Origin of the sequence: Acinetobacter stercoris (assembly GCF_900323515.1) — a bacterium.
Lineage (GTDB): Bacteria > Pseudomonadota > Gammaproteobacteria > Pseudomonadales > Moraxellaceae > Acinetobacter > Acinetobacter stercoris.
Genome location: NZ_OOGT01000149.1, coordinates 1 through 10,109, shown reverse-complemented (window position 1 = coordinate 10,109; position 10,109 = coordinate 1). Strand labels below are relative to the sequence as shown.

Sequence of the window (10,109 nt, the reverse complement as noted above, 5' to 3'; positions counted from 1 at the left end):
CATCTAAATAAAAGTATTATTCTGGTATTCTCAAAACTTGCCCTGGAAAAATATCATCCGCATTTTTTAGCAATGGACGGTTTGCTTCAAAAATTTTCGGATACTGATTTGCATCACCATAGAATTCTTTTGCAATTTTAGATAAATTATCACCTGATTTTACCGTATAAAATTTACTTTCAGGAGCAGGGGTAGCAACTGTAATTTGATCATCGACTTTTGCCACATGATCTACATTACCAATTGCCAAAACAATTTTTTCCTTATCTGCCTGAGTCTGCACTTCCCCCCGAACAGTCGCCAAATCGGTTTGTGAATTATAACTTACAGATAAGCCATTCACTGGCAAACCTAAACTCTTAACCAAACCCAACAACTGGTTTGCAACTTCTTGTGCTGTTGGTTCTGCTGGTGTTGCAGGTGTTTGTGGTTCAGCAGGTGCTGTATTTTTTTTACCGATACCTTTAACAAAATCAAATAGACCCATTTTTGTTCTCCAAATTGTTTTGACAACTGTTATAAAAATATTGAAATAATTTTATATATGAAAAAATTCTCAAAAAATAGACTGATATAACCTATTCTACGTAACGTCTTGTATGTTTTTTATAATCCTAATATAAAAAAAGCCATCGATAACGATGGCTTTTATCCGTAGATCTACTACGCAACTTGCATATTAACCAAGTTTTTTAGTTACATAGTCAATAGCAGATTGAACTGTAGTAATTTCATTAGAATCTTCATCAGGAATCGTGATGTCGAAATCATTTTCAAATGACATTACCAGTTCAACTAAATCTAAAGAGTCAGCACCTAAGTCATCCATAAAAGATGCTTCGTTTTTAATCTCTTCAGGTTTCATGCCTAATTGTTCTGCAACAGCTTGTTTAATGCGTTGTTCGATATCGCTCACAGGAATTCTCCTCATTGCTTGTGGCGGCTTTTTAATTGCCTATAGTGTAATTGAATATTGGTTTTTTTCAAAGTTTATACATCGCATTAAGCCATGTATAAACCACCATTTACGTGTAATACTGTACCTGTGATGTAACTAGCTTTGTCTGAAGCCAAGAAACTCACTGCATTTGCGATGTCTTGAGGTTCACCAAAACGGTTCAATGCAACTTGCTCGTTCATTTTTTTACGAATGTCTTCGTTTAATTCAGCAGTCATTTCTGTTGCAATGAATCCTGGTGCAATGCAGTTTACTGTAATCTGGCGACTACCCATCTCTTTAGCGAGACTACGACTAAATGCTTCGATACCAGCTTTGGCAGCCGAATAATTTGCCTGACCTGGATTTGCAAAATGAGCAACAACCGAGCTGATATTGATGATACGACCAAAACGTGCTTTGGTCATACCTTTCAATACACGCTTAGATAAGCGAAACACTGCTTTTAAATGAATATTGAGAATATCATCCCAATCGTCTTCCGACATGCGTAGTAATAAGTTATCTTTAGTGATGCCAGCGTTATTCACCAAGATAAGTACCGGACCGTATTTTTGCTCAATGTCAGAAACCAAAGCATCAATTGCTGCTCCATCACGCACATCAAGAACCGCGCCAGTACCATTTTCCGCAAATGCAGTCGTTAACTTTTCTGCACCTGATTCAGATGTTGCTGTACCAACTACAAAATAACCATCCTGAATCAATTGTTGTGCAATCGCAGCACCAATTCCACGGCTTGCGCCTGTAACCAATGCAACCTTACGTTCTTGTGTCATGCAATTTTTCCCTCTGCCACCAAGATGGCATTTAGTGCATCTTCCATACGACTTTTAGTATCAATCGGGAATGCTTTTTCAATATTTGGTAAGCGTTTAGCCAGATTTGCAAGTACATTACCTGGACCACATTCAACAATATACTGGACACCCTGATCTTGAAGGTATTGCATTGTCTTGGTCCATTGTACTGACTGATATAATTGCTGGGTCAATGCCTGACGTAAATCTGCTACATTTGTAGCGATACCAGCATTAACATTTTGTATTACAGGGATGCTTGGCAACTCAATAGCAGTTTGTTCCAATGCCTCAGCAAACTTTTCAGCAGCAGGTTTCATCAATGAACAATGAGATGGGACAGACACCGGAAGGGCAATAGCTTTACCAGATTGTTCTTTTGCCTGGGTCATAACATCCTGAACAAGTGACGCAGTACCAGCAATAACAACCTGCCCTTGAGCATTGTAGTTTGCAGCCTCTACAGAACCGTTACCTGTCTTAGAAACAGCCTGACAAAGCTCAATCACTTTAGCATCATCCAGACCTAAAATAGCTGCCATCGCCCCCTCACCTTGAGGAACTGCGCTTTGCATTAATTTACCACGAAGGTTAACCAATTTAACGGCATCAGCTAAAGACATCGAATTAGCAGCAACTAAGGCGCTATATTCACCTAATGAATGCCCAGCCAAATATCTTGGTGCAAGCCCGCCTAACTCCAGCCATACACGCCACAATGCAATACTTGCAGTAAGTAAAACAGGTTGTGTATTTTCAGTTTGATCCAGACCCTCACCGCTTTGAGCGATGTGCCATAAATCAAATCCGATAGCTTCAGAAGCTTCTGCAAATGTATCAGTCACACCACTAAACTGCTGTGCGAGTTCAGCCAGCATGCCGACTTTTTGTGAACCCTGACCAGGAAACACAAATGCAGTTTTTGTTGCTTGAGCGGCTTGCTCGAGTCGTTTAGCAGACATATAAAAAATCCTTTATTCAGAGCTTATGCATATTCAAAAAAAGATGAAATTTTCACAAGCTCTCATCTTAGCTTTTTTCTGGGGGCAAATTTAACACTTAATTTTGGCAATGATAATTGCGAAAAAGAACAAAAAAAGGGAGCTTTCGCTCCCAATTTTTCTTAAGCCTGATGCTTAATGTCTGTTCAATTATTCAGCATCAGCTGCTTTAGCGAATAATTGACGACCACGGTAGAAACCATCTTTAGTTACGTGGTGACGACGATGAGTTTCACCAGTAGTTTGGTCTACAGTTAATGCATTCTCGGTTAAAGCGTCATGTGAACGGCGCATGTCACGGCGAGAGCGACTTTTACGGTTTTGCTGAACGGCCATGATGGCTCCTTACAAAGATCGAAAAAATGGATCAGAACAAATTCGGTTGTCTTAACTTAACAGTATAACACAAATCAGTTAAGTTTACCCTTCAAACTTGCCAAAACATCAAACGGATTATCACGTTTTTCTTCGACAATGTCCTGAACGGTAGGCTGATGCTTATGCTCACAAGCGTCATGCTTAGGAGATAAAGGCACCAGCAATAACAATTCATCTTCTAAAAGTGCTAATAAATCAATCGTCGCAGGGGTCGTATAATCCCCTTTGGTTGTTGATTCACTTTCACCCAAAACGATGAAATCAGCATCCTCATCCAAGCGCTCTATCAGTGACTCATCATCCACCAGAGCTAGATGAAAATCAGAAACGAGAGAAATTTCAACAGCTTCCAGACAACGCTGGCACTCCATTGGAACTTTCGTTTCAACTCGACCATCTAACCACACGATACGATGATACGCATCCATTGATAGTTTACAGTCTATGTTGATCAATTGGTTATCAATTGACCCAACAGCTTCACGGGCAATACGAGCAAAGCGAGACAATGGCAGTGTACCTGACCATGTAAAGCCCTGTTCAGCCCATTTAAACGGCTCAATCTGTGCCGGAAAGGTATTTGCTGACATAATTAAGGCGGCAATTCTACAAATTCATCGGTACTCTGTCAAAGATTAAGATACAATTTTGTACTTATTTAGACAGATCAATTGGGGAAATAAGTCATGCATCTGTTGCAGCCGCAACCTGAAATAACAACTTCATTACCTATCAAGCCCCTTACAACGCTTGATTCTGCTTTGGATTTAGACCTAGTGCAACGCTCACCATGGGCTAGTCTAAAAACAGAAACCGAGCAGGTTGATTGGCTTATCTTACACTTTAATCACTGGTTTTCCCACTTAAATGTGATACTAGTTCGTGGTGATTTTGAACCTGAATACTTTCCAGCTGAAAACAATAGCCCAGCACGTATTCAATTTGCACACGGTTTTTTTAACAGCGCCTTACATGAAATTAGTCACTGGACGATTGCCGGTGATAAACGGCGCTTACTCCCAGATTTAGGCTACTGGTATGCACCTGATGGCAGAACAAAAGAACAACAAGCCCTTTTTGAACAGGTAGAAATTAAACCTCAGGCAATTGAATGGTTGTTTTCTCAGGCATTTGGTCGCAAATTTAGAGTGTCGCTAGACAACCTTACTGGTGAAGGGGGAGATGGCTCAACTTTTAAAGATAATGTATATAGCCAGGTACAAAAATATTTTGATGGTAAAGCCAGACTCCCACGAGATGCTGAATACTTTATTCGCTGTATTTGTGCATGCACTCGAAGTGGCAAAATATTACAAAGTGATGAGTTTAATCGGTCAATGCTTGATTAGCATCTATTAATATTTCAAATATAAGATATGTTCTGGCAAACACTTTATGATATCTATAATCCAGATTTACATAAATCAATCGCTTACTGATTGAAACCTATTGAAATCACATTACATAATAGAAACTTGAGTACATTCGGGAGACAAAATATGTTGCACTTAAGAATACACCCTGATAATCCTCAAGCTCGTTTGATCGATCAGGCAGTAGAACGGATTCGTGCTGGAGATGTTGTGGTCTACCCTACTGATGCTGCTTATGCTATTGGTTGTCAGATCGGAAATAAAAATGCGATGGAACGCATTGCACAAATTCGTGGATTAGGACCAAAGCATCAATATGCAATTATTTGTGCCGATTTATCTGACATTGCGACTTATGCCAAAGTGGACAATGCCATGTATCGTTTGTTAAAAGCCAATACCCCTGCTGTAACAACTTTTATTTTACCAGCAACCAGTGAAGTTCCTCGCCGTTTGATGCACCCCAAAAAGAAAACTATTGGATTACGCATCCCAAGTAATCCAGTTTGCCAAATGCTTTTAAAAGAACTTGGAGAACCCCTTTTAACCAGTACACTCATTTTACCTGGTCAAGATGAACCACTCGATGATCCATATGATATTGAAAACCAGCTAAGTAAAAGAGTTGATGTTTTTATTGATAGTGGATTAGGTACATTAAGCACAACAAGTATCGTTGACTTATCTGGAGACAATCCTGAAATTATCCGTCGTGGTGTAGGTGATGTAAGCGCTTTTGAATAAGCGCTTCATTCAATGTATTCTACCCTTTATCACTATTTGTAGAGTTGTATAAAATCGCCCAAACGAATCTTTTGCTGTCCATCCACATCAAAGTTATCTGACTTCAACCAGGCACTATAAGCTTTATCTAGTGACTTCCATTCTTCATCCAAAATAGAAAACCATGTCGTATTTCGATTTCGCCCCTTGTTAATACGATCTTGACGAAAAGTTCCTTCAAATGTAAAACCAAACCGTTTCGCAGCACGTTTCGAAGGTTCATTTAAATCATCGCACTTCCACTCTACACGCCTAAATCCCTGCTCAAAGCAGGCTTTTAAAAGCAAGTAAATCGTTTCAGTTGATGCTGTAGACTGTTTCATTCGATGCGAAAAATAAACATTACCTATTTCTACTACATGATCTTTAGGTCGTAAATTTAATAATCCGATCCAGCCCACTGCTTGCCCATTAACCAAAATCAGATAATGAATAGCCCCTTTAAAACCAAAACTTGACTCCAGTGCAATCTGCAACTCTGATTCAGACTCGAATCCTGAGTAAGGTAAATACGTCCAGCATCTCCGATCAGGTTCCTGACTAACAGCTTTCCAAATCTGCTTTAATTGTTCCTGATCAATATCAGATGGATCAAGCAACCTTAAAGAAACATTTTCAGCTGTCAAATTTTCAGCTAGAAAATGTGTTGGCAGTGGATTTAAGACTTCTGCTCCTATCAATTGCCCATATTCATTTTCTTGTGTTTTGTTAAAATTTTTCATAATCAGAATTCTTTTACTCGCATATCATACTTATATAACGTATAAGCATTGAATATCTCTAGTAAAATATGATTATTTTTTTATCAGATTATCTCTAAGGTAGTATCATGTAAAAAAATACTGTCTATTTATTTCAAGTTTTTTTAATGTTTTTCCCTTTTAGTAATTTATTCGTACGTATTTTTATTCTAGAATAGCTTTACTTTCTATACGCAATTCGACTGTCACTCATCTCCTTATATCCTCCGAAGAGTGATTCTCTGGATACATCATGCCTTTGAAAATTCGCGTGGCTAATAACTGTAATGAATCAAGAAATCCATGACTTGATGGAATCTGCTCCACATATTCGTGTACTCGATGAGTGGCAAGATACGATTCCTGAAGATTTATATATTCCCCCAGCTGCATTCGAAATTTTACTTGAACATTTCGAAGGACCACTCGACTTTTTAATCTACCTCATTCAAAAGAGTGGTTTTGATTTACTACAACTTGATATTGCACCTATTGCGACTCAATATTTATCGTATATGGACAGCATGAAATCTTTAAATATTGAATTGACTGCTGACTATATGGTGATGGCAGCCTTGCTTGCAGATCTAAAGTCTCGTTTGTTATTACCTAAACCACAATCTGTACATATCGAAAAAGATCCAAAACAAGAATTGATTGATCGTTTAGAAACCTATTTACGTGTAAAAGAAGCTGCAACACGTTTAGGGCAAATGCCAATATTAGAACGTGATACCTTTTCAACAAATGTGGCTATTGGACATATTGCTAAAAGCTATGAAGGCTACCAAGCTGATATGCTACGTGATGCAATGTTCTGCATTTTTAATCGTCCTGAGCCAGTTACCCATCAAATTCAGCAAGAACCTGTATTACTTGAAGAGCGCATTGCCTACATTGAACAAATGCTGGATTCAGGCGATATATTCCGTTTTGATCAACTTCTTAGACCAAGCCAAGGTAAAATGGGGATGGTTGTGACTTTTATGGCGATTTTAGAGCTTACCCGTCAGCAAAAAGTCAATATCGTTGCGACTGGTATTGATGCTCCTTTAGCAATTCAAGGGGTTTCTTTATGACAGCCGATCAACAAAATACTTTTCATGTCGATGAACTGCATCATGAAATTTTAATGCAACTTGAAGCGATTATCTTTGCCAGTGATGCACCTGTTTCTATCGCTCGCTTAAAAGAAGCTTTTCAGAATCAGTATAGTAAACAGCAGTTACGCCAATATTTAGCTCAATTGGCGGTATTGCAACATGGTCGCTCAATCGAACTTGTAGAATCTGCTCAGGGTTATAGATTTCAGGTTCGTGCCAAATATCGCAACGTTATTGCACAGGTTTGGCCAGAAAGACCAACCAAATTATCACCATCACTGTTAGAAACAGTAGCAGTGATCGCTTATCATCAGCCCGTGACCCGAGCTGATATTGAGCAAATTCGTGGAGTGACAAATAATAGTCAGATATTGAGGACTTTATTTGATTGGAACTGGATTAAAGAATCTGGTTTCCGCGAACTCCCAGGAAGACCTGCGTTGTTAGTGACAACGCCTCAATTTTTGAATGCATTTGGTCTGCTGTCGCTTGATCAATTGCCTCCCCTACAGGATGCCAAGGAAGCATTTATGGCTTTGGATGCAAAGACACCAAAGTCCTAAATAGGTGAACTGTTGATGATTATTTCTAAGGTTATACTGTCATGAGTGAAAAATTGCAAAAGGTATTAGCGCGTGTAGGATTGGGTTCTCGCCGTTATATGGAAGAAGTCATTGCTGCTGGACGTGTTAGTGTCAACGGTCAAATTGCTCAAGTAGGTGAACGAATTGAACCAGGTGATGAGCTTCGCATCGATGGTCGAAAAGTTCAGTTCCAGATTGAAGATGAAATTCGCCGCCGCGTACTTATATATTACAAGCCAGAGGGTGAAATTTGCTCACGCAATGACCCTGAATCCCGTCCAACCGTTTTTGATCATTTACCTACTATTGCAAATGACCGTTGGGTTATGGTTGGGCGCCTGGATATTAACTCTACGGGCTTATTACTTTTCACTAATGATGGTGAATTGGCAAACCGCTTAATGCATCCTTCAAATGAAATTGAACGTGAATATGCTGTACGTGTTATGGGCGAAGTGACACCTCAAATACGTCAAAATATGTTGAATGGTGTCGTTCTGGATGATGGTCCTGCAAAATTTGAATCGTTTACTGAAATTGGTGGTGAAGGGATTAACCGCTGGTTTCAGGTTGTAGTCAAAGAAGGACGTAATCGTGAAGTCCGCCGTATTTTTGAATCACAAGGTTTAAAAGTAAGCCGCCTGCTTCGTACCCGTTACGGTACTGTTATTTTACCTCGCGAATTACGTACTGGTCGCTGGATGGAACTAGATAAAGCAGACATCGACAATTTGACTAAAATCGTTGAGCTTAAACCACGTCAAGGTACTGGTCTATTTGGTATGGCAAAACGCCGTAACGAACGTATGCAAGAGAAACCTATGGCTGCACGCCGCGGCGGCTATCTACGTCAACAACGCCGTGATAATGAAGGTGATAATAATCACCATCATGAAAGTCAGGGACATGGCAACCAATATCGCCAAGAGCGTAGCGAAAATCGTTCTGAACGTGGAAATAGCTATGAACGCCGTGGTGGTAACGGCTACGATAGTGATAATCGCAATGAGCGTTCAGGTCAACGCAAACCTTTGGGATTCAATAAGGGCTTTAAAAAGTATTAATTTTTAGAGTTTTAATTATTGTGAAAAGCCACTAATATCTTAGTGGCTTTTTTGAAAGTCTGTTATGCTAATTATTCAGTATGATGACAAAGCTCCTTCTCTACTTCAGACAGAGTAAATTTTTTATATCCATCCACTTCATCATAAGGTAAATTTATATTTACATAAAAGTTTTTAGATTCGTTTGGATTTTTGATATCCCAGCCTAATGCTCTCGCTATAAACTTGCCTAAATGATAATTCCCCAATGCACATTGATCAGGTAAATTAGTATTGTTAATCCAAGTCTTGGCACTTGCATTAGCATAGATAAATATTGGAACACCTGCAGAATTAAGAACTGGTGCACCATGTCCCCATAAACCTTTTTCACCAAATAATTCACCATGATCTGATGTGTAAACTACTAGTATTGGTTTATGGTTAACATTATCTACCATTTGAATTAATTTTTTAATAAAATCATCCTGAAAACGCATCGAATTATCATATGTATCTATCAATTTTTCATTCTCATTCAAAGATTTTTTATAAACATGATACTGGTTTGGATAATTATCCTGATAAGCAAAATGGTGATTTCGCTGATGTAATACAATAAAAAATGGTTCTTTTGATTTATTAATAATATTAAACTGATTTAAAGAATCTATTAGCCGCGTATCATGTTGGGTATCTTGTGGAATTTTTTTTGAAAATACATCATGGAATTCATCAATTTCCCGGGAATTAACTAAGGATGCTAAAACACCTGATTTTTGATTAGATAAATAGAATGTCTTGTAACCATTTTTTTTTGCCAAATGAAATAAATTTGTTTGCAATGATAATAATTGTTCTACATTATCTGGTTCTTGAATTACATTTAAAGTTAATGGAACACCGATACGTGTTGAAAACCCACGAGAAACACCATGATAATATTTAAATTGATCAGAATGAACTAATGATTTCAAAAATGGTGTCGTATCTCTTTCATATCCGTACAAGGACATGTGTTGAAAATTTGCACTTTCACCCATAATAAAAATAACATTTACAGAACCATTTATTTTTTTTATTTGATACTCTTTATATTTTACCCCCATATAACTAGTCTTACTTTTAAAAAGACTACATATATAATTTGTATATACACCAAGACTATTTCTCACCACACTATAATGAATATTATTTTCAAATTTCTTCCCTTTCATTGATGGTAAAAAAATAATAATTAAGAATAAAATTAAAAAAATTGAAGCACATATGGATTTATTTTTTGTAATAATATTTTTTTTACAGCATCTATTTAGCCATAATATTAAAAAGACATACAATACAAT

General features: G+C 37.9%; 13 protein-coding genes. 5 read left to right on the top strand and 8 right to left on the bottom strand.

Annotated features, from left to right (window positions below; translation table 11 throughout):
* Positions 1–16: 16 nt before the first annotated feature.
* The 6 genes from lysM to KPC_RS14065 all read right to left on the bottom strand — a co-directional run bounded on the left by lysM (position 17) and on the right by KPC_RS14065 (position 3,727).
* The gene (gene lysM, locus KPC_RS14090; protein WP_121974996.1) at positions 17–487 is read right to left on the bottom strand and encodes a peptidoglycan-binding protein LysM; all 471 of its coding nucleotides are present in this window, start codon (positions 485–487) and stop codon (positions 17–19) included.
* Between the two features lie 192 nt (positions 488–679).
* Entirely contained in the window at positions 680–916 is a 237-nt protein-coding gene (gene acpP / locus KPC_RS14085; protein ID WP_121974995.1) for an acyl carrier protein, read from the bottom strand.
* A gap of 86 nt (positions 917–1,002) precedes the next feature.
* Positions 1,003–1,737 carry a 3-oxoacyl-ACP reductase FabG gene (fabG, locus tag KPC_RS14080; protein WP_121974994.1) on the bottom strand — a complete coding sequence of 245 codons (735 nt, stop codon included), beginning with the start codon at positions 1,735–1,737 and terminating at the stop codon, positions 1,003–1,005.
* Positions 1,734–2,720 carry an ACP S-malonyltransferase gene (gene fabD, locus KPC_RS14075; protein ID WP_121974993.1) on the bottom strand — a complete coding sequence of 329 codons (987 nt, stop codon included), beginning with the start codon at positions 2,718–2,720 and terminating at the stop codon, positions 1,734–1,736. The genes fabG and fabD overlap by 4 nt, the downstream gene beginning before the upstream one ends.
* A gap of 189 nt (positions 2,721–2,909) precedes the next feature.
* Positions 2,910–3,095, bottom strand: coding sequence for a 50S ribosomal protein L32 (gene rpmF / locus KPC_RS14070; RefSeq protein WP_004723964.1), 186 nt, complete (start codon positions 3,093–3,095; stop codon positions 2,910–2,912).
* 74 nt (positions 3,096–3,169) lie between these two features.
* Positions 3,170–3,727, bottom strand: a complete 558-nt coding sequence (locus KPC_RS14065) for a YceD family protein (RefSeq protein WP_121974992.1) — start codon at positions 3,725–3,727, stop codon at positions 3,170–3,172.
* 96 nt (positions 3,728–3,823) lie between these two features.
* On the opposite strand from KPC_RS14065, the gene KPC_RS14060 reads away from it, so the two are divergent.
* Both KPC_RS14060 and KPC_RS14055 read left to right on the top strand, forming a co-directional pair.
* Positions 3,824–4,486, top strand: a complete 663-nt coding sequence (locus KPC_RS14060; protein WP_121974991.1) for an elongation factor P hydroxylase — start codon at positions 3,824–3,826, stop codon at positions 4,484–4,486.
* Positions 4,487–4,636: 150 nt separating this feature from the next.
* Entirely contained in the window at positions 4,637–5,254 is a 618-nt protein-coding gene (locus KPC_RS14055; RefSeq protein WP_121974990.1) for an L-threonylcarbamoyladenylate synthase, read from the top strand.
* 32 nt (positions 5,255–5,286) lie between these two features.
* Here the strand turns inward: KPC_RS14055 and KPC_RS14050 are convergent, their stop codons facing one another.
* On the bottom strand, positions 5,287–6,015 hold the full coding sequence (locus KPC_RS14050; protein WP_121974989.1) for a GNAT family N-acetyltransferase: 729 nt from the start codon (positions 6,013–6,015) through the stop codon (positions 5,287–5,289).
* Between the two features lie 305 nt (positions 6,016–6,320).
* Between KPC_RS14050 and KPC_RS14045 the strand changes: the two genes are divergently transcribed.
* Genes KPC_RS14045 through rluB form a run of 3 tightly spaced genes read left to right on the top strand, consistent with a single transcriptional unit; the run spans position 6,321 to position 8,784 of the window.
* Positions 6,321–7,112 carry a segregation and condensation protein A gene (locus tag KPC_RS14045; RefSeq protein WP_121974988.1) on the top strand — a complete coding sequence of 264 codons (792 nt, stop codon included), beginning with the start codon at positions 6,321–6,323 and terminating at the stop codon, positions 7,110–7,112.
* Positions 7,109–7,699 carry an SMC-Scp complex subunit ScpB gene (gene scpB / locus KPC_RS14040; protein ID WP_121974987.1) on the top strand — a complete coding sequence of 197 codons (591 nt, stop codon included), beginning with the start codon at positions 7,109–7,111 and terminating at the stop codon, positions 7,697–7,699. The genes KPC_RS14045 and scpB overlap by 4 nt, the downstream gene beginning before the upstream one ends.
* 41 nt (positions 7,700–7,740) lie before the next feature.
* Positions 7,741–8,784: a 23S rRNA pseudouridine(2605) synthase RluB gene (gene rluB, locus KPC_RS14035; RefSeq protein WP_121974986.1), complete on the top strand. Its 1,044-nt coding sequence runs from the start codon at positions 7,741–7,743 to the stop codon at positions 8,782–8,784.
* 71 nt (positions 8,785–8,855) lie between these two features.
* On the opposite strand, the gene KPC_RS14030 is transcribed toward rluB, so the two are convergent.
* On the bottom strand, positions 8,856–10,109 hold a 1,254-nt coding region (locus KPC_RS14030), incomplete at its 5' end, for a phosphoethanolamine transferase (RefSeq protein ID WP_146196646.1).